The 18,713-nt window shown below is 72.9% G+C and carries 20 protein-coding genes; 9 read left to right on the top strand and 11 right to left on the bottom strand.

Going from position 1 to position 18,713, the window contains the following annotated elements; translation table 11 throughout:
• Positions 1 to 97: 97 nt before the first annotated feature.
• Positions 98 to 526: a hypothetical protein gene (locus M3B01_RS12100; RefSeq protein ID WP_259792411.1), complete on the top strand. Its 429-nt coding sequence runs from the start codon at positions 98 to 100 to the stop codon at positions 524 to 526.
• Here the strand turns inward: M3B01_RS12100 and M3B01_RS12095 are convergent.
• Positions 504 to 1,931 (bottom strand): DUF6350 family protein, encoded by a 1,428-nt coding sequence (locus M3B01_RS12095; protein ID WP_259792409.1) that lies wholly within the window; start codon positions 1,929 to 1,931, stop codon positions 504 to 506. The two genes, M3B01_RS12100 and M3B01_RS12095, sit on opposite strands and share 23 nt — an antisense overlap.
• A gap of 167 nt (positions 1,932 to 2,098) precedes the next feature.
• Between M3B01_RS12095 and M3B01_RS12090 the strand changes: the two genes are divergently transcribed.
• Positions 2,099 to 3,415, top strand: coding sequence for an isochorismate synthase MenF (locus M3B01_RS12090; protein WP_259792407.1), 1,317 nt, complete (start codon positions 2,099 to 2,101; stop codon positions 3,413 to 3,415).
• On the opposite strand, the gene M3B01_RS12085 is transcribed toward M3B01_RS12090, so the two are convergent.
• From M3B01_RS12085 to M3B01_RS12075, 3 genes are read right to left on the bottom strand one after another with little or no spacing between them, the layout of a single operon-like run.
• Positions 3,412 to 4,740: a S1C family serine protease gene (locus M3B01_RS12085; protein ID WP_259792405.1), complete on the bottom strand. Its 1,329-nt coding sequence runs from the start codon at positions 4,738 to 4,740 to the stop codon at positions 3,412 to 3,414. The genes M3B01_RS12090 and M3B01_RS12085 overlap by 4 nt on opposite strands.
• Positions 4,737 to 6,500 (bottom strand): 2-succinyl-5-enolpyruvyl-6-hydroxy-3-cyclohexene-1-carboxylic-acid synthase, encoded by a 1,764-nt coding sequence (menD, locus tag M3B01_RS12080; protein ID WP_259792403.1) that lies wholly within the window; start codon positions 6,498 to 6,500, stop codon positions 4,737 to 4,739. Before menD ends, M3B01_RS12085 begins: the two co-directional genes overlap by 4 nt.
• Before the next feature lie 18 nt (positions 6,501 to 6,518).
• Positions 6,519 to 7,496, bottom strand: a complete 978-nt coding sequence (locus M3B01_RS12075; RefSeq protein ID WP_259792401.1) for an o-succinylbenzoate synthase — start codon at positions 7,494 to 7,496, stop codon at positions 6,519 to 6,521.
• 50 nt (positions 7,497 to 7,546) lie between these two features.
• Between M3B01_RS12075 and M3B01_RS12070 the strand changes: the two genes are divergently transcribed.
• The 4 genes from M3B01_RS12070 (at position 7,547) to M3B01_RS12055 (ending at position 11,353) form a co-directional block, all read left to right on the top strand.
• Positions 7,547 to 8,164, top strand: a complete 618-nt coding sequence (locus tag M3B01_RS12070; protein ID WP_259792399.1) for a GNAT family N-acetyltransferase — start codon at positions 7,547 to 7,549, stop codon at positions 8,162 to 8,164.
• Positions 8,142 to 9,125, top strand: a complete 984-nt coding sequence (locus M3B01_RS12065; RefSeq protein WP_193864393.1) for a 1,4-dihydroxy-2-naphthoyl-CoA synthase — start codon at positions 8,142 to 8,144, stop codon at positions 9,123 to 9,125. The genes M3B01_RS12070 and M3B01_RS12065 overlap by 23 nt, the downstream gene beginning before the upstream one ends.
• Before the next feature lie 7 nt (positions 9,126 to 9,132).
• A complete protein-coding gene (locus tag M3B01_RS12060) occupies positions 9,133 to 10,368 on the top strand; it encodes an AMP-binding protein (RefSeq protein ID WP_259792396.1) in 1,236 nt (411 codons plus the stop codon).
• A gap of 79 nt (positions 10,369 to 10,447) precedes the next feature.
• On the top strand, positions 10,448 to 11,353 hold the full coding sequence (locus M3B01_RS12055) for a 1,4-dihydroxy-2-naphthoate polyprenyltransferase (RefSeq protein ID WP_259792394.1): 906 nt from the start codon (positions 10,448 to 10,450) through the stop codon (positions 11,351 to 11,353).
• Here M3B01_RS12055 and M3B01_RS12050 read toward each other — a convergent pair.
• On the bottom strand, positions 11,321 to 11,641 hold the full coding sequence (locus M3B01_RS12050) for a DUF4229 domain-containing protein (protein ID WP_193864391.1): 321 nt from the start codon (positions 11,639 to 11,641) through the stop codon (positions 11,321 to 11,323). The two genes, M3B01_RS12055 and M3B01_RS12050, sit on opposite strands and share 33 nt — an antisense overlap.
• A 77-nt stretch (positions 11,642 to 11,718) precedes the next feature.
• On the opposite strand from M3B01_RS12050, the gene M3B01_RS12045 reads away from it, so the two are divergent.
• Positions 11,719 to 12,099, top strand: coding sequence for a PLD nuclease N-terminal domain-containing protein (locus M3B01_RS12045; protein WP_259792392.1), 381 nt, complete (start codon positions 11,719 to 11,721; stop codon positions 12,097 to 12,099).
• A gap of 72 nt (positions 12,100 to 12,171) precedes the next feature.
• Here the strand turns inward: M3B01_RS12045 and ccsB are convergent, their stop codons facing one another.
• From ccsB to M3B01_RS12015, 6 genes are all read right to left on the bottom strand, one after another.
• Positions 12,172 to 13,284 (bottom strand): c-type cytochrome biogenesis protein CcsB, encoded by a 1,113-nt coding sequence (gene ccsB / locus M3B01_RS12040; RefSeq protein ID WP_259792389.1) that lies wholly within the window; start codon positions 13,282 to 13,284, stop codon positions 12,172 to 12,174.
• Entirely contained in the window at positions 13,281 to 14,933 is a 1,653-nt protein-coding gene (locus M3B01_RS12035; RefSeq protein ID WP_259792387.1) for a cytochrome c biogenesis protein ResB, read from the bottom strand. Before M3B01_RS12035 ends, ccsB begins: the two co-directional genes overlap by 4 nt.
• Positions 14,933 to 15,763 carry a cytochrome c biogenesis CcdA family protein gene (locus M3B01_RS12030; RefSeq protein WP_259792385.1) on the bottom strand — a complete coding sequence of 277 codons (831 nt, stop codon included), beginning with the start codon at positions 15,761 to 15,763 and terminating at the stop codon, positions 14,933 to 14,935. The genes M3B01_RS12035 and M3B01_RS12030 overlap by 1 nt, the downstream gene beginning before the upstream one ends.
• A complete protein-coding gene (locus tag M3B01_RS12025) occupies positions 15,760 to 16,335 on the bottom strand; it encodes a TlpA disulfide reductase family protein (protein ID WP_259792383.1) in 576 nt (191 codons plus the stop codon). Before M3B01_RS12025 ends, M3B01_RS12030 begins: the two co-directional genes overlap by 4 nt.
• Entirely contained in the window at positions 16,332 to 16,985 is a 654-nt protein-coding gene (locus M3B01_RS12020; protein ID WP_193864385.1) for a histidine phosphatase family protein, read from the bottom strand. Before M3B01_RS12020 ends, M3B01_RS12025 begins: the two co-directional genes overlap by 4 nt.
• A gap of 67 nt (positions 16,986 to 17,052) precedes the next feature.
• Positions 17,053 to 17,595, bottom strand: coding sequence for a MarR family winged helix-turn-helix transcriptional regulator (locus M3B01_RS12015; protein WP_259792381.1), 543 nt, complete (start codon positions 17,593 to 17,595; stop codon positions 17,053 to 17,055).
• 119 nt (positions 17,596 to 17,714) lie between these two features.
• Between M3B01_RS12015 and M3B01_RS12010 the strand changes: the two genes are divergently transcribed.
• The gene (locus tag M3B01_RS12010; RefSeq protein ID WP_259792379.1) at positions 17,715 to 18,254 is read left to right on the top strand and encodes a YceI family protein; all 540 of its coding nucleotides are present in this window, start codon (positions 17,715 to 17,717) and stop codon (positions 18,252 to 18,254) included.
• A gap of 132 nt (positions 18,255 to 18,386) precedes the next feature.
• Complete coding sequence (locus M3B01_RS12005; protein ID WP_259792378.1) at positions 18,387 to 18,689, top strand: glutaredoxin family protein; 303 nt, start codon at positions 18,387 to 18,389, stop codon at positions 18,687 to 18,689.
• The last annotated feature ends 24 nt before the right edge of the window (positions 18,690 to 18,713 follow it).

Here is an 18,713-nt window from a genome sequence, read left to right as displayed (position 1 = left end):
GGGGGGGCCCCCGGCCGCGGGGCGAGCCCGCCACCATCTGCGAGCGGCCTGCACGCGGTGACACGGGGTCCAGGCGGACGGGGCACAATGGTTCACGATGAGCAGCGATGAGAAGATACCGCAGGGCGGCGCACGGGACGAGTCCACCACCGGCACCAGGCAGCGTCGGCTGCTCGGGGCGCTCAGCTTCGCCCTGCTGGCCGCGTGGCTGCTGATGCTGGCTCCGCTGCCCTATTCGCTGCTGAGCGGGCTGGCGGGCCTCATCGCGCTGGTGCTGCTGATCCCCCTGATCGTGACTGCCTTCCGGGAGGGGCGCCGGGGGATGGCGATCTTCTCCGCGGTGGTGGGCGTTCCCGCCACCCTGCTGATCGTGCTGGGCACCGTGACCTCCCTGGTGTTCTACGGCCCGACGGTGCAGCGCGAGGAGTGCGTGCGCACGGCGATCACCGAGCGTGCGAAGTCGCAGTGCGCCCAGGAGGCGCAGGAGTCGATGACGGACTGGATCACCGGTCTGCTGGGGGGTTGAGCTCCTCCGCAGGCACCTCCACGGGGTCCTGAGCCTGCGCAGGCTCCTCACGCTCCACGGTGTCCGGGGCGTCCTCGTGGACCTCCCCGTCCTCCTGCGCGGGTGCGGGATCACCTGCCCCGGTGCGCTCGGCGCGCTCCTTCTCCTCGGCGGACTCCACGCGGCTGCGCAGCGATGCCACCGCTTTCTGCGTCCAGGGGATCAGTGCGGTGGCCATGAACGCCAGCACCGCGCCCGTGCTGCCCACCGTCAGCAGCAGCAGCGGCATCAACAGGGTGCCCATCTGCGGGCCCAGGTGCACCAGGCGTCCGTCCCCGATGCCACCGGTGGACAGCCCGGCCAGCAGCAGGATCACCACCATCAGCACCAGCGGGTAGGCCACCCACGCGGTCACCCGGTCCCGGAGGTCCAGGTGCTCGACGTCCCGCACCAGGCGCACCGCGCCCAGCACGACGGGGGCCAGGGGCAGCAGCATCAGCGCGATCGCCCATTCGGGTGCGGGGCCCGGTTCCGGCAGGGCCGCCAGGATCGGCAGGGCCGGCATCAGCCCGGTCTCCACCCCCTGCAGGGAATAGGCGGTGCCGGTGCCCATGGTCACGGTGCCGCCCAGCAGGATCACCAGTGCCCACACCATCAGCAGGGGAAGCAGGGCCAGCTGCAGCAGGGTCAGCACGATCCCGCCCACGATCCCGGGGCCCAGCTGTTCGAACAGGGCAGCGGCGCCCTTGATGCCCCACAGCAGCTGGCCGGTGACGGCAAGGGCCCCCACCGCGACCAGGCCGGCCAGGGCCAGCAGCACCGCGCGGGCAACAGCGTCGAAGGGGGCGGGCAGCAGACCCAGCACCCGCACTCCCGGGGAGCTGTCCGTGGGGCGCCGTGACAGGGACCAGAGCACGCCGAGCAGGCCTCCCACCACTGCCACCAGCGCGCCGGAGAGGAACGCCGGGACGATCATGGGGGCCGCATCGACGCTGCGCCCCAGGGCGGCCAGCGCCGCCACCCCGATCGCGTAGACGACGGTGTAGGCGCCCAGTGCCGCGCCGGCGTCCCCCAGCGCGCGCGGCCGCAGCCCTGCATCGTGCTCGACCAGCCCCAGCACATGGCCCACGCGGCGCATGCCCAGAGCGGACACCACAACGAACAGCGCCATCAGCCCGAGGGGGGTGAGCGTGACGGTGCCGTCGATCACCCCGGTGGACAGGGTGATGCCGCCGCCGTGCCCGAGCACCAGCACGTTGAGGCCGATGATGATCGCGTCCAGGGCGGTGGCGGCCGAGCGGGTGCCGGCCACCTGGGCGGCGAGCGCGGGGATCACGGTCACCGCGATCGCGGTGCCCAGGGACCCGACGGCCGCGAGCACTCCCCGCACCAGGGGGCTCGCGATGCTCTCGCCGCTGCTTCTCACGCACTGCTCCGTCCATCCGTCCATCGGGCGGCCCAGGAGGGCCGACGGGCACCGCGGGGGGCGCCCGGACCATCGTCGCACCTGAGACCCCCTCACCGGCGCAGGTGGCATCGGGGTGCCGCCGGTGACCATCCGCACGCGGAGGACCTGTCGCATAATGAGTCCCGATGCCTTCCCTCCCCACGTCCCCCGCCCTCGCCGACGAGACGTCGGAGCTGGTGGTGCGCACCCTGCGGATCGATGAACCGGTCGACCTGCTGGGGCATGTGCCCGAGCACCTCAGCGCCGCCTGGCTGCGTCACGGCCAGGGCCTGGTCGCCGTGGGGACGGCCTGGTCGGTGCAGACGGCCGGGCCGCACCGCTTCGCCGCCGCCAGCGCTGCCTTCCAGCACCTGGCCCAGCGCTGCCGCATCGACGACGAGGTGCGCACCCGGGCCAGCGGCCTGATCGCCCTGGGCAGCTTCTCCTACGCCGACGGCTCCGCACGGCCCTCCACGCTGATGGTCCCGCGGGCGGCGCTGGGGGTGGAGGAGGGCGAGGCCTTCCTCACCGTGGTAAGAACGGGTGTCGAGCCCGAGGTGCCCGCCTCCTGGCGCGACCTGTTCCCCTCCACCCCGCGCACACCCGACCCCGGCGAGCTGGACATCGACCCCTCCCACACCCCAGAGCAGTACCAGGCCCTGGTGCGGGAGGCGGTCGGTGCGATCACGGACGGCGAGGCGCAGAAGGTGGTGCTCTCCGAGCTGACCACGGTGCGCTCCGGCGCGCCCGTCAGTCGGGCCGCGCTGGTGGCGCGCCTGGCTCGCGAGTACCCGAGCACCTGGGTGTACCACCTCGAGGACGTGGTGGGGGCAAGCCCCGAGATGCTCGCCCAGACCGAGGACGGCCGTGTGTTCTCCCGGGTGCTGGCCGGCACCCGTCCGGTGGCCGAGGGCGCAGAGCTGTCCGAACAGGACCGCCGCACCTTCCGCGGGGACGCCAAGGAGCGCTCCGAGCACGCCTTCGCGGTGGACTCGGTGGTGGATCGCCTGGTGGACGTGGCCTTCGACGTCACGGTGTCCCCGGAGCCGTTCGTGCTGCGGCTGCCGGGGCTGGAGCACCTGGCCTCGGATGTCTCGGCGAGCCTGCTACGTGGGGTGACCAGCCTGGACGTGGCCGCACGGCTGCATCCCTCGGCCGCGGTCTCGGGGACCCCGCGGGAGGCGGCCGACGAGATCATCGCCCGCCTGGAGCCGCGCGACCGCGGCGGCTACGCCTCCCCCGTGGGCTGGATGAACGCCCGGGGCGACGGGCAGTGGGCGATCGCGCTGCGGATGGCGCACCTGGTGGACGACCGCACCGTCGCCCTGCAGGCCGGGGGCGGCCTGGTGGCGGCCTCCGATCCGGTCTCCGAGCACGCCGAGGTGCTCGCGAAGAACCGGCCCATGCTGCGGGCACTGCGCGGCGGGACGGCCGGGACGCGGAACGGTCCCGTCAGGCGCTAGGGCCTCTCCCCCAGGGTGATCCGGATCGCCCGCTCCTTCTCGCCCCTGACCACGGTGAGCGTGTGCTCGGATCCCACCCCCTGGCCGCGCACCACGGCCGTCAGCGCCGCAGCCCCGCCGACGGTGACGTCGTCGAACGCCGTGATCAGGTCCCCCTCCTGTATGCCGGCCTCCACCGCCGGGCTGTCCGGCTCCACGCCGACCACCTCGGCACCGCGGTGGGTCACGTCGCCCACGCTGCGGGCGCCGTCCTGGGTGGTGACGCCCACGTAGGCGTGCCGCACCGTGCCGTCCTCCCCCAGCTGGTCCGCGATCAGCCGCGCGGTGTTCGAGGGGATCGCGAAGCCCAGTCCTATGCTCCCCACGGCACGATCCGTGCCGGGGATGGCGGCGATGGCCGTGTTGACGCCCACCACGTGACCGCGGGCGTCCACCAGCGGCCCCCCGGAGTTGCCGGGGTTGATGGCGGCATCGGTCTGGATGGCGGAGGTGAAGGCGGCGTCGGAGCCGTCCTCCTCCTCTCCCTCGGTGGTCACGGGCCTGTCCACTGCCGAGACGATGCCCGTGGTGACGGTGTTCTCCAGCCCCAGCGGTGTGCCGACGGCCATCACCGGATCCCCCACCTCGACCAGCTCGGAGTCGCCGAAGGTGGCGGGGTGGAGGTCCGGGGGCGGTGCGTCCAGGCGGATCACGGCCAGGTCCGTGCTGGGATCAGCGCCCACTACTGCCGCGGTGTACGTGAGGCCGTCGGCCAGGGTGACCTGCACCTGGTCCCCTCCGGCCACCACGTGATCGTTGGTGAGAACGGAGCCGTCCTCGGAGAGCACCACGCCGGTGCCCTGGCTGGTGCCGGTAGCGGTGCGCACCTGGATGGCGACCGTGCTCGGGGCCACCTGCTCGGCCACCTCGCTCCAGTCCGCCACCGTCGCCCCACCGGTCGAGACGGGCTCCACGTCCGGGCCGGTGGGCGAGGGGGAGGCCGGCTCGCTCGGTGCCTGTGCCGAGGTGAGCGGCGCGATGATCCGGTCGTAGGCCACGACTCCGCCCAGGGTGGCACCGCTGGACAGGAGCATCCCGGCCAGGACCAGGGCACTCACCCCGCCCCAGCCGGGGCCGCGCCGCGGGGTGTGCGGGTGGGCGTGCGGGGCGGCCTCCCGGCTGACCCGCGGTGCCTTGGCCGCGGTGCCGCTCGGCCCGGCAGGCGGCGTCGGGTCCGGCTGCGGCGGTCGGAGCGCGGATGGCCCCTGGGCGTCCTCCCCGGTCCGGGAGGCGAAGGGATCCCAGGGGTTCGGGGACTGCCCGGGATCATCCTGCGCGGGGCTCATTCGACCATCCCGTCTCTCGAGATCGATGACCGCCGACGGGAGAACTCCTGGACCACGATGACCCGGATCCCCCGGCTGGGGGTCGCGAGCGCGCCGGCCAGCTCATCGGTGCACACGGACTCGGTGCGGGCACCGAGGGAGGCGGCGGCACCGGCGATGTCCACGCCGTGCGGGGTGGTGAAGAAGCGCCGCAGCAGCGCGGGCGGGGCGGCGGCGTGCTCGAGCCCCCCGAAGATGCGACCGCCGTCGTCGTCGACCACCACCACATCGAGATCCGGGCGCTGCTCCTCCGGGCCGATGATCAGGCCCGTGAGGTCGTGCAGCGCCGTGAGGTCACCCACCAGCAGCCGCACCCGCCCGGGGTGGTCCCGGCGGGCCAGGGCCAGGCCGGTGGCCATGGCGGTGGTGCCGTCGATGCCGGCCAGTCCCCTGTTGGCGATCACCCGGGCGTCCGTGCCGCCGGCGTGCTGCTCGAGGTCCCGGACCAGGCTGGAGGAGCCCAGCACCAGCACGTCGTGCTCCTCGCTCGCGTTCCACACGGCCAGCGCCGCCCCCACCTGCCAGCCCAGGGGGCGGGCGGCGGATGCGGCCGAGCCGCGCCAGGCCTGGACGCGGGTGCGGCGAGCGGCGAGCTCCTCGCTGTCCGCGCGATCATCACCGGTGGCCGCGGGTACCGTGAGAGCGGCGCGGCCTGCCGCGTCGGGCCAGCTCGAGGTGGGATCCACGACGATCACCTCGACGTCCCCGGCGCCCAGCAGGGCCCCCAGCACGGGTCGGGAGAGGGTGGGGTGCCCGAAGACCACGGCCCGCTCGGGCCGCAGGTCGTGCGAAGGATCCGCCATGATCTCGCTCAGCAGCGCCGGATACCCCGGCACCAGCATGTCGCCGCCGCGGGCACCGGAGCTGGGCTCCGCCAGCAGCGGCAGCCGATGGCGCTCGGCGAAGGCGCGGGCATCGGGTCCGGCGCCGTCCCCGGCGACCACCACCGTGCGGGAGGAGACCGCCACGGGGTGCGGCGGCGGGGCGCCGGGGCGTGGCCTGCGGGTGAGCACGATCGGTCGTGCGGGCGAGTCCGCATCGTCGGCCGCACCGGTGGCGCCGGGATCCGTGTCGTCGTCGGCGCCGGCAGCAGCTCCGGGGCCGGGGGCCGTGGGCACCAGGGGGTCTCGGAACCCGAGGTTCAGGTGCACCGGTCCGGGATGGGTGCCAGTGGCCGCGGCCATGGCGCGGGCGGCGGTCATGGCGATGGTGCGCAGTTCGACGGGGGTCGCCCTAGCGGCGGTGGGCGCGGGCAGATCCGCTTCGAAGCGCACGAAGTCGCGGTACAGGCCCACCTGAGAAGTGGTCTGGTTCGCCCCGGTGCCCCGCAGCTCGACCGGGCGGTCGGCGGTGAGCACGATCAGGGGCACCCGGGAGTGGTGCGCCTCCATCACCGCGGCCAGCAGGTGGGCGGTCGCGGTGCCGGAGGTGGTGGCCACCGCGGCGGGGTGGGCGGGATCGTGGCGCGAGATGCCCAGGGCGGTGAAGCCGGCTGCGCGCTCGTCGATCCGCACGTGGGGCCGGATCATGTCGGCCACCTGCCCATCCGCGAGGGCGTACACCAGGGGGGCGGAGCGGGATCCCGGGGCGAGGACGGTCTCGCGCACGCCGAGCAGGCCCAGGGCGCGCCACAGCACGACCGCCTCGTCGACCGCCCCGGACCCGGTGGGGGCCGGCGCGGTCAGTGGGGCGACCTCGGGGCGCTGCTCGGCATCAGGCATGGTGACAGCGTAGAACCCTCACAGCTGCGCAGAGCACTCGGCCAGGCGCGCCTGCCACCTCGCGGTGAGCTCCGGCCCCGCCGCGTGCCGCACCAGCTGCTCCTCGGTCGGCTCCGGGCGCACGGCGGCGATGGTGCCGCCGGTGGCGTGCAGGGGCTCGGCCGTCACATCGCCGGTGAGCAGCGCCGCCGTGGCGAGGCCGCAGGCGTGGGGAAGTTCGGGCAGCGCGGCGGCCAGGGCCAGCCCCGCGCTCAGACCCACCCCCGTCTCCAGCGCGGAGGAGACCACCACCGGCAGGCCGGCCTGCTCGGCGAGCTGGAGGCAGCGCTGCACCCCGCCCAGGGGCTGGACCTTCATCACCAGCACATCAGCGGCCTCGGCGCGGGCCACCCGCAGGGGGTCCTCGGCGCGGCGCACCGATTCGTCGGCTGCGATCGGGACGTCCAGGGCCCGGCGCAGGGAGGCGAGGTCCTCGATGCTCGCGCAGGGCTGCTCGGCGTACTCGAGCCCCCCGGCGGCCCTGTCCAGCACCGGCAGTGCCGCCAGGGCCTCCTCGAGGGTCCAGGCGGCATTGGCGTCGATGCGGATGCGGGCCTCGGGTCCCATGGCCTCACGCACGGCGGCGAGCCGGTCGGCGTCCTGGGAGAGATCGCAGCCGGGGTCGGCGACCTTGACCTTCGCGGTGCGCGCGCCGCCCACCCGGGCGATGCGGGCGGCGAGGGCCGGGGGCACCACGGGCACGGTGACGTTCACGGGGATCTCGCGGCGCTGCGGGGCAGGCCGCTCGGCGGTGGCATCGGCGAGCGCTGCCCGCAGCCAGGAGGCGGACTCCTCCACGTCGTAGTCCCAGAAGGGTGAGAACTCCGACCAGCCCCGGGGGCCGTGCAGAAGCACGCCGTCGCGTTCGGTGAGGCCGCGGAACCGCGTGGTCATGGGGATCGACCAGGCCACCGCCCGATCGATGCCGAGCTCGCGCAGAGCAGAGGGGATGTGCATCTCTCGAGGGTATCGGCCGGGTCACCGCCCCAGCAGGGCAGGATGGGGTCATGACGTCCCCTCAGCCATCCGGCCCGTACTCCCTGCGTCCCGTGGGCGCTGCGGACGCCGACGCGGTGCTCGCCGCCTTCACCTCCCACCCCGACATGGCCCGTCAGGGTGAGGTGGAGACCATCGAGCAGGCCCGCACCTACGTGGACTGGCTGCGGGGCGAGCAGCGCCGGGCGGTCGCTGTCACCGATTCCTCGGGGAGCATGATCGGCCTGGTGGCCCTGAGCATCGACCAGGACAACCGGGCGGGATGGTTCTTCTACTGGATGCACGCGCAGCACCGGGGCCGTGGGCTCATCGGCCGGGCGGCGGCCACCGTGGCGGATCGGGCCCTGGCCCCGCTCGAGCAGGGCGGGTGGGGGCTGGACCGCCTCGAGCTGGGACATCGTGCCAACAATCCGGCCTCCGGAGCGGTCGCGCGTGCAGCGGGCTTCGTGCAGGAGGGCGTGGAGCGGCAGAAGTTCCTGATCGACGGGGAGCGGCACGACGTGCTCGCCTACGGGCGCCTGCGCACCGATCGGGCACCGTCCACACCGCACCTGCCCTGGGCGCCGCAGGGCCAGGAGATGGCGCCTTCCCACTACCCTGGGGGGCATGACGACCACCCCCGCTCCTGAGCCCCGGCAGGTCTCCGAGACCTTCGATCCCTCGCGCTGGCGGGAGGTGACGGCCGCCGAGCACGGCGGCTCTGCCTTCACCGACATCACCTACCACCGCGGGGTGCAGCGCAGCGAGGACTCCACCGGCCACGACCTGCCGGTGGTGCGCATCGCCTTCGATCGTCCCGAGGTGCGCAACGCCTTCCGCCCGCACACGGTGGATGAGCTGTACCGGGCTATCGACCATGCCCGCCTGGACACCGGCGTGGGCGTGGTGCTGCTGACCGGGAACGGCCCCTCCCCCAAGGACGGCGGGCGCTCCTTCTGCTCCGGCGGCGACCAGCGCATCCGCGGCCGCGCCGGCTACGAGTACGCCGAGGCCGAGGAGCTCGCGGAGACCGACCAGGCGCGCACCGGCTCCTCGGGCCGCCTGCACATCCTGGAGGTGCAGCGCCTCATCCGCACCATGGGCAAGGTGGTGATCGCGGTGGTCAACGGCTGGGCCGCCGGCGGTGGCCACTCCCTGCACGTGGTCGCGGATCTCACCATCGCCTCCCGCCAGCACGCCCGCTTCAAGCAGACCGATGCGAACGTGGGCTCCTTCGACGGCGGCTACGGCTCGGCGTACCTGGCCAAGCAGGTGGGGCAGAAGCGGGCCCGGGAGATCTTCTTCCTGGCCGAGGAGTACTCGGCGCAGGACGCCTACGACTGGGGCGCGGTCAACCGGGTGGTGGACCACGCCGATCTCGAGGACGAGGCCCTCGCGATGGCCGCGACCATCGCCACCAAGTCCCCGCAGGCGATCCGGATGCTCAAGTTCGCCTTCAACCTCGCCGACGACGGTCTGATGGGCCAGCAGGTGTTCGCCGGGGAGGCCACGCGCCTTGCCTACATGACCGACGAGGCCGTCGAGGGCCGCGACGCCTTCCTGCACAAGCGCGACCCCGACTGGACCCGGTTCCCCCACCCCCAGGGCTGAGATCGCCGTGACGTCGTGGATCCGGCCGGCCCCGTACGACGCCTCCGCCGCCTCCCTCACCGAGCACGCACACGCGATCGGTGAGGTGATGGCCGGGCACGGCAGGCTGTGGCTGGGCCCCTTCGATCCTCCCGCGCAGCTGCCCGCCGGGTTCGAGGATGCGGCGCTGGTGGTGCCCACCTCCGGCTCCACCGGCGCGGCCAAGGCGGTGGCGCTGTCCCGGCAGGCACTGCTGGCCTCGCAGGACGCCACCGCCTCCCTGATCGGCCACGGCTACTGGCTGCCCCTGCTGCCGCCCACGCACATCGCCGGGGTGCAGGTGATCGCCCGCGCCCACCGCACCGCGCAGGTGCTGGGGCTGGACGGCCCGGCCCTCCCCCGGCCGCTGCCGGACCTGCGCGGCCACTTCGACTCCACCGCCTTCGTGGCCCTGGCCGAGCCGGCGCTGGCGCAGGCGCAGGAGGCGGGACTGCCGGCGCTGACCTCCCTGGTGCCCACCCAGCTCACCCGCGTCGTCACCGGGGCCACCGGCCCCGATGCCCGGGCCCGGGCCATGCTGCGCCGCTTCACCGCGGTGCTGGTGGGCGGGGCCGCGACCCCGCAGGAGGTGCTGGCGCGGGCCCGTGGCCAGCGGATCGCGGTGCGCACCACCTACGGCTCCTCCGAGACCGCCGGTGGCTGCGTGTACGACGGCACCGCCCTGCCCGGGGTGCGCCTGCGGATCGACGGGGCCGACGCCGAGGGCGCCGGCCGCCTGCTCGTCTCCTCCCCGACACTCGCCCTGGGGTACCTGTTCGCGGACGGCAGCAGCGAAGCGATCGGCACGGAGCTGGCCACCTCGGACCTGGCCTCGCTCGATGCCGAGGGCGCCCTGAGCGTGCTGGGTCGCGCCGACGACGTGATCATCACCGGTGGCCGCAAAGTGCTCCCGCAGGACGTGGAGCGGGCCATCGACCGCTCCCTGATGCTGCGCGGGCTGGTGCGCTCGGCCGTCGTCGTGGGCGTGCCGGATGCGGAGTGGGGCCAGCGGGTGGAGGCCCTGGTGACCCTCGAGGCGGGCGTGGAGCCGGCCGAGGCGGCGTCCCTGGTGCGCTCGGCGCTGCGCACCACCGAGGTGCCCTCCTTCATGATCCCCAAGCGGGTGCACGTGGTCCAGGAGCTGCCGCTGCTGGGGATCGGTAAGATCGATCGGTCCGCCGCCCGGCGGGTCGCCACCGATCTCACCGATCCGGCAGGCGGCTGACCGCCCGGCCCGGATGCCCTCCCCCGCTCGACGCGCTCCGACGTCGACCGTTCGCCTGAGCACTCCCGGAAGGACCGCCGTGGCCACCGTCTCCCAGTGGATCGAAGGGGCACGCCCCCGCACCTGGCCGGCGGCCGTGGCCCCGGTGGCGGCGGGCACCGGCGCGGCGATATGGCAGCTGCGCGGCCTCGACTCCCTCGACGCCGGCACCCTGCTCGGCGTGGTGCTGCCCCGCGCCCTGCTGGCGCTCGCCGTGGCGCTCAGCCTGCAGATCGGCGTGAACTACGCCAACGACTACTCCGACGGCATCCGCGGCACCGACGACGAGCGCGTGGGGCCCTTCCGCCTCACCAGTTCCCGAGCTGCCGCACCGGCCACCGTCAAGCGTGCCGCCATCGGCTCCCTGGCCGCAGGCGCCCTGTTCGGGGTGGCGCTGATCGCGGTGGCCGGGATCTGGTGGGCCCTGGTGGTGGGGTCCGCCGCCGTCGCGGCCGCCTGGTTCTACACCGGCGGCAAGAAGCCCTACGGGTACCTGGGCCTGGGCGAGCTGTTCGTGTTCGTGTTCTTCGGGCTGGTGGCGGTCAATGGCACCGCCTACGCGATCACGCTGCGGTTCGGGTGGGTGGCGCTGCTGGCCTCGATCGCGATCGGCCTGCTGGCAGTGGCGATCATGCTCACCAACAACCTGCGGGACATCCCCACCGACACGATCGCAGGCAAGCGCACCCTCGCGGTGCGCCTGGGCGATCGGGGCACCCGATGGCTGTTCACCGCGACCATGCTGGTGCCGTTCGTGCTGATGGTGCCGGTGATGGTGGCGCAGTGGCCAGTGCTGCTGGTGCTGCTGGCCCTGCCGCTGGCGATCATGCCGGCGCGCACGGTGCTGGGAGGGGCGATGGGCCGTGACCTGATCCCGGTGCTGGGCGCCACCGGGAAGCTCGAGCTGGTGTTCTCAGTGCTGCTGCTGGCCGGCCTGGTGATCTGAGGGCTCCTCACGACCGGAGCTCTCCGCGCTGTCCAGCAGGGCGTCCTCGTGCTCGGCGTCCTCGTCGACCATGGGCCCGCGCTTGGCGCGACGACGATCATCGGCATCCTTCCACCGCATCGCGGCGCGGTCACGCACCTTGTCCAGGACCAGGATCGACACCAGCATCGAGAGCAGCGCCGCCAGCACACCCGCCAGCATCACCCCGATGTCCAGCAGGGTGAGCAGCCACCAGACCGCACCGAACAGGGCGAGCCGCAGCACGGCATAGACGACCATCTCTCGCATACCCACCAGGGTAGGTCCCCCTGGTGGGTGCTTCCTGCTCCGAGCCGCCGACCAGGGACCCTGCCTAGACTGGATCCATGCTTCGCGCGATCCCGGCCATCCTCTCCATCGCTCTTGCGATCTTCGCGCTCGCGGACTGCGTCCAGACCCAGGACGACGAGGTGCGCGGACTGCCGAAGTGGGCGTGGATCGTGCTGATCGTGCTGATCCCCTGGGTGGGGCCGATCACGTGGCTGCTGGTCGGCAAGGACCGCACCGACGGCACCGGTCGCGGGCCCGGGCGGGGCGGCCCGCGGCGCAGCGGACCGATCGCGCCGGACGAGGACCCGGACTTCCTGCGCAAGCTCGATGAGGACATCCGTCGCGAGCGCCGCGAGAAGGAGCGCCTGCGGAAGGAGCAGGAGGCCCGTGAGGATCAGCAGCGCAGCGAGAGTCCCGAGGACCCGCCCTTGATCTGAACCGCCACGACCTGCACGTCCGTACCACGGGCCAGACCTGCGCCGGAGCGCTGCAAGGGGGGTTCTCCCTGCTCACAGCCCCGAATAGGAGTGGAGCCCGTTGATGACGGTGTTGACGATCGTGTAGTTGAACACAACGGCGACGAACCCTGCCAGGGCGAGCCAGGCCGCACGGCTGCCGCGGAAGCCGCCGGTGGCACGGGCGTGGAGGTAGGCCGCGTAGATCACCCAGATCACGAAGGTCCACACCTCCTTGGGATCCCAGTTCCAGTAGCGGCCCCAGGCGTCGCGTGCCCAGATCGCGCCGAAGATCAGGGTGAAGGTCCAGCACACGAAGCCCACGGAGTGGATGCGGAAGCTCAGCCCCTCCAGGACGCTCGAGGAGGGCAGGCGGTCCAGCACGTGCCCGAAGCGCCCCCAGTGCTCGGGGTGCTCCTCGCCAGCGGCGACCTTCTCCACCAGGGCCCTCTCGTGGCGGGCCTGCAGCAGCTGCATCACCGCCACCACGGCGCCGAGGATCGACAGGGCGGTGGCCAGGATCGCCACGCCGATGTGGATGACGAGCCAGTGGGAGTTCTGCAGGCTGGGGGTGAGCTCGGCGGCCGGCACGATCCAGAAGCGCTGCGCGATGAACAGCAGCAGCAGGATCGGGCCCACCACGAAGGTGCCCAGGGCGCGCAGGTCGTGGCGCTTGATGGAGAACACCAGGAACGCGGCCATCACCAGGGCCGCACTGGTGATGGCGAACTCGTACATGTTGGTCCACGGCACCCTCTGGGTGGCCAGGGCCCGCAGGATCACGCCCCCCAGGTGCAGGGCGGTGCCGGCACCGGCGATCAGGAAGGCGAAGCGCTGGGCCGACATTCCCTGGGCGGGACCCCCGCCCGCTGCGCCGAGATCCGCGGCAGGATCCTTCCCGCCGGATCCGGCCACGGTCGCGTCGGTCCCCCCGATGCCGGTGTGCGCACCCGTCGTATCGACAGGGGCTGAGTCGGTGGCGCCGCTCGCTGCGACGCCGACGGGCTCGCGGGCCTCCTTCGCCTCACGGGCGGCCAGGCGCGCGTCGCTGCGCCGTGCGGTGGTGCCGGCCAGGTCGGCGGTGAAGCCGATCAGTGCGAGCACGTACAGGACGATCGTGATCACGATCAGGAGGCTGGAGAACTCGGCGAGCTGCTGATCGATCACGAGGGTCGTCCTCCGGTGGTCGGGGCGGTGCTGGACTGCGCAGGCTGGGGGCCCTCGGGCCCGTCGTGGTGGTCAAACGACGAGGATAGCCGCTGGGCCAGGGAGGCGACGTCGTCGGCGAGGGCGGGATCCTGGCTGCGGGCCAGGCCCGCCACCTCCAGCACCGCGGCGCCGTCGGCCTCGGTCACGCGCACCCACATGCGGCGGCGCGGCACGAACAGCGAGAGGATCAGACCGGCCACCGAGGCCAGCGCGAAGCCCAGCAGCCACGGCTCGAAGGGGTTGTGCGCCACGTCGAACGCGGCGTAGCGGCGCACCCCGTCGAAGGAGAGGCTGGAGCCATCGGGCAGGTCGATCTGCTGGCCGGGCTCCAGGCTGATCAGCACGGGGCTGCCGTCCTGGCCGGTCAGCTGCTCCAGCTGGGAGACGTCCACCTCGTACACGTTGCGGGGAACGCCCTCGTCCAGCCCCAGGTCGCCTTGGTGCACGGAGACCACCAGCATCGGATTCCACAGATCGGGGAACACCGAGTGGGGGCCCTGCTCGTCGATCACGCCGGAGGGCAGGAAGTAACCCACCACGGCGGTCTGCTGGGGGCGGGCGTCCGGGGCCTTGATCACCAGCTGGGAGGTGTAGCCGGTGTCCCCCGTGGGCACGGTGATCACCGGTCCCTCGGCCACCACGGTGCCCTCCGGGTCCCGCAGGGTGACCTCGGGGGCGTAGCCGTTGCCCAGCAGGTACATCGAGGCGCCCGGCACGTGCAGCGGCTTGTTGACCTCGAGGGTCTGCGCGAAGGGCTCCTGGCCCGCAGTGGTCACCTGCACGTCGGCCTCGAAGGAGAGGGGCTGGCCCACGTTCGGCGAGGTGGGCTCCTCGTCGTAGGCGGCGCGGAACTGCTCCAGGGTGAAGCGGAACTCGGGCAGCTCGGAGGTGTCGAACCAGGCACCGGGCTCGAAGGAGTCGTACTGGGTCAGGGAGTTGGAGAAGCCGGATCCCTCCACCACCGTGATCTGGCCGCGGTAGCCGGTGAGATGACCGGCCGCCACGCACACCAGCACCCCCACCAGGGCGATGTGGAACAGCAGGTTGCCGCTCTCGCGCAGCAGGCCGCGCTCCGCGGTGATCGAGCGCGAGGCCCGCTCCTGCAGGCGCTCGGTGCGGTACCGAGAGCGGCGCAGGGCGGCGTGGGCGCGGTCCAGCAGCGCGTCGGCGTCCGCGCCGGGGAGCTCCTGCCGGGTGTACCCGGTGAAGCGGGTGAGCTTGGCGGGGGTGCGCGGGGGCGTGGAGCGCAGTTGCTTCAGGTGCACCCCCGCGCGCGGAACGATGCAGCCGATCAGGGAGATGAACAGCAGCAGGTAGATCGCGGAGAACCACGGCGAGGAGAACACCTCGAAGAAGCCGAGCGAGTCGAGGATCTCCCCCCAGCGGCCGTTCTCCTGCAGGTACTGGTCGGTCAGGCCGGGGTTGACGTTGCGCTGGGGGTACAGGGAGCCGGGGATCGCCGCGATCGCCAGCAGCATCAGCAGGATGAGGGCGGTCTGCATGCTGGTGAGCTGGCGCCACAGGAACAGCAGGGTGCCGCGCAAGCCCAGCGCGGGAGCGGCCGGGCGGGGGCGTCGCGAGGAACGGGAGGGTCGGGATGAGCTCATCACACCACCGGCTCGAAGGTCGCGATCATGCCCTGCAGCTGGTCCATCCAGGCCGCCCACTGCCCTGTCAGCAGCAGCACGCCGATGGCCACCAGCAGGGCCCCGGAGAGCAGTCCGATGGTGCGGCGGTGGCGACCGAGGGCGCGGCTCAGGCCCAGCGCCCTCTCGAACAGCAGGGCGAACAGCACGAAGGGCAGCCCCAGGCCCAGGGAGTAGGCCAGGGCGAGGATGCCGCCGCGCACGGCCGCCCCGTCGCCGGCGGTGCCGTCCAGGGACAGGGCGATGATGGCGGCGTAGGTGGGGCCGATGCACGGGGTCCAGCTCAGCCCGAAGATCAGACCCAGCAGCGGGGCGCCCAGCAGGCCGGCGTCGGGCTTCTTCCCGGAGGCCCTTGTGGTTCCGCTGAGCTGGGGGAACACGCCCATGAACACCAGGCCCATGAGGATCACCACCACGCCGGCGACCCGGTTGATCCACACGGCGTGCTCCTGCAGGAGGTACCCGACGGCACCGGCAAAGCCGCCCAGCAGCATGAACACCACGGTGAACCCGGCCACGAACAGGGCGCTGCCGGCGACCATGCGCCCACGGGAGGGCGCAGCGGGGCGCTTCTGCGCCCGGCCACCCCCGGTGCCTGCCCGACCGGCGGCCGCTGTCGCGCCCTGCCCGGCCAGGCCCGAGACGTACCCCAGGAACCCGGGCACCACGGGCAGCACGCACGGGGACAGGAAGGCGACGACGCCTGCGGCCGCGGCCACCGCGATGGCCAGCAGCAGTGATCCGGACAGCGCGGTGGCCTGGAAGGCCTCCCCGATCTCGGCGCCGATCATTCGGCCAGGACCCGGTCGAGCATGGCGCGCAGCACGGAGGGGTCGGCCGCGCCGGAGATGCGGGCGGCCACGCGGCCCTCGCGGTCCAGCACCAGGGTGGAGGGGACGGCGTTGGGGGCCACCTGCCCCCGCAGCGCGTACATGATCTGCGCGTCGGTGTCCGGCAGGGAGGGGTAGGTGATGCCGTAGGTCTGCTCGAAGGCCTGGGCGGGGCCGGCGGCATCACGCACGTTGACCCCGACGAAGGAGACACCCTCCGGGGCGTACTCCTCGCTGACGGCCTGCAGGTCCGGCGCTTCCTTGCGGCACGGCGGGCAGGCGGCGTACCAGACGTTGACCACCAGCACCTCGCCTCGCCGGTCGGCTGCGGCGAACTCCTCACCCTCGTAGGTGGTGCCGGCGAACTCCAGCGGCTCCTCGCGGGACTCGGGCGGGATCTCGGTGGTCACGCCGTCGCCGCCCACGTAGCCGGTGTCGTAGCGGTCGGAGGTGTCAGTGCCGCAGGCGGCCAGCAGCGCTGCCGCGGGGAGCAGGCCGAGACCGGAGAGCACGGAGCGTCGTCGCAGGGTCATGTGAGCTTGCCCCCGGTGGCGTCCACGGCGCCGGCCACCAGGTCCGCGGCGGGCTCGGCGTAGTCCACGCCCGCCAGGTGGGGGCCGGCGAAGCGGAAGCTGGTGACCGAGCACAGCGAGCACTGCCGGCGCCGCGGGTCGTGCGGCAGGGGCTTGCCCTCGGCGCTACGCCGCACCAGCCAGATCGGCAGCTGGTGCAGGACCAGCACGGCGTCCCCGCCGAGTTCCTCGGCCTCGGCGCGGGCCTGGTGCATGGCCGCCAGCACGCGGGCCACCTGCTCGCGGTAGGGCTCGCCCCAGGAGGGGCGCAGAGGGTTGACGAACCAGCGCCAGTTGCGCGGATCGCTCAGCTTCGCATCGCCGTGGCCCATGCGCTGGCCCTCGAAGCGGTTGCCGGACTCGATCAGCCGCTGATCGGTGGTGACCGGCAGCTGATGCGCGGCCGCGATGGGGGCGGCGGTCTGCTGGGCGCGCAGCAGCGGGGAGGAGCGCACCAGGGCGATGTCCTCCCCGGCGAGGTGATCGGCCACACGCAGAGCCATCTGCGCCCCGCGATCGGAGAGCCGGTAGCCGGGCATGCGGCCGTACAGGATCCGGTCGGGGTTGTTCACCTCGCCGTGGCGGACGAGGTGGACGACGGTGGTGGTCATGGGTGCGCATTCCTCCCGAGGCTGGGCGGGCTCACGGTACCAACCCAAGCTTCGAATCAGGCGGGGGTCACGCCTGCATGTGAGCGGACGGACGCGGCAGCTCCACCGGAGCGCCCTCCGGCAGGGTGCGTCCCATGATCCGGCCCAGCTCCAGGAAGTCCTCGTGGCCCACGACGTCCAGCAGCAGCTCGCGCACGGACCGCACGTGCAGGGGTGCCGCCTGGCGCAGCAGGTCTGTGCCCTGCTCGGTCAGGCGGGCCTGGCGGCCGCGGCCGTCGGCCGAGCAGCGCACCCGCTCCACCAGCCCGCGCTTCTCCATGCGGGTGATGGTGTGGGTCAGGCGCGAGCGGGAGTGGACCACCTGATCGGCGAGGTCGGACATGCGGATGAAGCCGGCCTCGGCCTCGGACAGCCGCACCAGGATCTCGTACTCCCCCAGGGTCAGGTCGATCTTCGGTGCGGACTCCAGTGCCATCGACAGCCGCTCGTTGAGCAGGGTGGTGGCGTACAGGAAGCGGCGCCACGCCCCCTGCTCCGCGTGGCTGAGCCACAGGCCCTCGGGGGTGGAGGCGTCCGCGGAGCGCCGGTCGTCATCGGATATGGACTGCATCACGTTCTCCTGGTTCGATCGGGAGGTGCCCTTGCACTGCCCTCGCAGTATAGTTTATGTTTCAAGCAGGCCTTGGTGCCCCACCCCGGGGCGCTCCCCGTCTACGAAGGAGACACCTCATGACCGAGCAGTTCGATGGCCTCACCCCCGGCGTCTGGACCCTGGACCCCGCCCACACCTCCGCGAGCTTCACCGTGCGTCACGCCGGCATCTCCAAGGCCCGTGGCCAGTTCGCCGACGTCGAGGGCACCCTGACCGTCGGTGAGGGACAGGATGTCAGCTTCCAGGCCGTGATGAAGACCGCCTCGATCGGCACCGGCAACGAGGACCGCGACAACCACCTGCGCAGCGGTGACTTCTTCGACGCCGAGACCTTCCCGGAGATCACCTTCGTGTCCACCAAGGTCGAGGGCGACGAGCTGCACGGCGAGCTCACGATCCGCGACACCACCCGCCCGGTGGTCCTGGACTTCGCCTACGAGGGCGCTGCCACCGACCCCTTCGGCGTGTACCGCGCCGGCTTCACCGGCGAGACCACGATCTCCCGCAAGGAGTTCGGCCTGACCTGGAACGCCGCCCTCGAGACCGGTGGCGTGCTGGTCTCCGACGACGTGCGCATCTCCATCGAGGCCGAGTTCACCGCGCCGACCGCCGCCTGATCGCCGATCGGCTGATCCAGCACCGCTGAGACCGAAGGCCCCCTTCCCTTCCCCGGGGCCGGCTCAGTGGGCCCACGACGGGCCGCACGCCATCTGGCGAGCGGCCCGTCGTGCTGTCGGTAGGGTTCCCCCATGAGCGAGCGCCGCATCCCCTCCCCCATCGATCCCGACGCGAGGATCGTCTACCTCACCCGCACCGGCTGTCACCTGTGCGACGAGGCCCTGCCCGTGGTGAGGGCGGAGGCCGACCGGGCCGGTACCACCGTGGACGTGCAGGACATCGACGCCGACGAGACCCTGCGACGCGACTGGGACCACGACGTCCCGGTGATCATCGTGGATGGGAAGGTCCATTCCCGCTACCGCGTCGATGCCGAGCAGCTGCGGGCCGCGCTCGCGGTGCCGATGTGGCGCCGCCTGCTGCGCCGCCGCTGAGCGGCCCGCGCCCCCAGCGCCCCG

The sequence above is a fragment of the Brachybacterium sp. p3-SID957 genome, from assembly GCF_025144775.1.
GTDB classification, from domain to species: domain Bacteria; phylum Actinomycetota; class Actinomycetes; order Actinomycetales; family Dermabacteraceae; genus Brachybacterium; species Brachybacterium epidermidis.
This window is presented reverse-complemented; position numbering and strand designations above follow the sequence as displayed.

Excerpts from the sequence above, each read along its gene's own strand:
- M3B01_RS12085 (WP_259792405.1), bottom strand. The coding sequence starts at position 4,740 with ATGAGCCCCGCGCAGGATGATCCCGGGCAGTCCCCGAACCCCTGGGAT.
- M3B01_RS12070 (WP_259792399.1), top strand. The coding sequence starts at position 7,547 with ATGACGTCCCCTCAGCCATCCGGCCCGTACTCCCTGCGTCCCGTGGGC.
- M3B01_RS12050 (WP_193864391.1), bottom strand. The coding sequence starts at position 11,641 with ATGCGAGAGATGGTCGTCTATGCCGTGCTGCGGCTCGCCCTGTTCGGT.
- M3B01_RS12045 (WP_259792392.1), top strand. The coding sequence starts at position 11,719 with ATGCTTCGCGCGATCCCGGCCATCCTCTCCATCGCTCTTGCGATCTTC.
- M3B01_RS12010 (WP_259792379.1), top strand. The coding sequence starts at position 17,715 with ATGACCGAGCAGTTCGATGGCCTCACCCCCGGCGTCTGGACCCTGGAC.
- M3B01_RS12020 (WP_193864385.1), bottom strand. The coding sequence starts at position 16,985 with ATGACCACCACCGTCGTCCACCTCGTCCGCCACGGCGAGGTGAACAAC.
- menD (WP_259792403.1), bottom strand. The coding sequence starts at position 6,500 with ATGCCTGATGCCGAGCAGCGCCCCGAGGTCGCCCCACTGACCGCGCCG.
- M3B01_RS12100 (WP_259792411.1), top strand. The coding sequence starts at position 98 with ATGAGCAGCGATGAGAAGATACCGCAGGGCGGCGCACGGGACGAGTCC.
- M3B01_RS12030 (WP_259792385.1), bottom strand. The coding sequence starts at position 15,763 with ATGATCGGCGCCGAGATCGGGGAGGCCTTCCAGGCCACCGCGCTGTCC.
- M3B01_RS12035 (WP_259792387.1), bottom strand. The coding sequence starts at position 14,933 with ATGAGCTCATCCCGACCCTCCCGTTCCTCGCGACGCCCCCGCCCGGCC.
- M3B01_RS12005 (WP_259792378.1), top strand. The coding sequence starts at position 18,387 with ATGAGCGAGCGCCGCATCCCCTCCCCCATCGATCCCGACGCGAGGATC.
- M3B01_RS12090 (WP_259792407.1), top strand. The coding sequence starts at position 2,099 with ATGCCTTCCCTCCCCACGTCCCCCGCCCTCGCCGACGAGACGTCGGAG.
- M3B01_RS12075 (WP_259792401.1), bottom strand. The coding sequence starts at position 7,496 with ATGCACATCCCCTCTGCTCTGCGCGAGCTCGGCATCGATCGGGCGGTG.
- M3B01_RS12015 (WP_259792381.1), bottom strand. The coding sequence starts at position 17,595 with ATGCAGTCCATATCCGATGACGACCGGCGCTCCGCGGACGCCTCCACC.
- M3B01_RS12065 (WP_193864393.1), top strand. The coding sequence starts at position 8,142 with ATGACGACCACCCCCGCTCCTGAGCCCCGGCAGGTCTCCGAGACCTTC.
- M3B01_RS12025 (WP_259792383.1), bottom strand. The coding sequence starts at position 16,335 with ATGACCCTGCGACGACGCTCCGTGCTCTCCGGTCTCGGCCTGCTCCCC.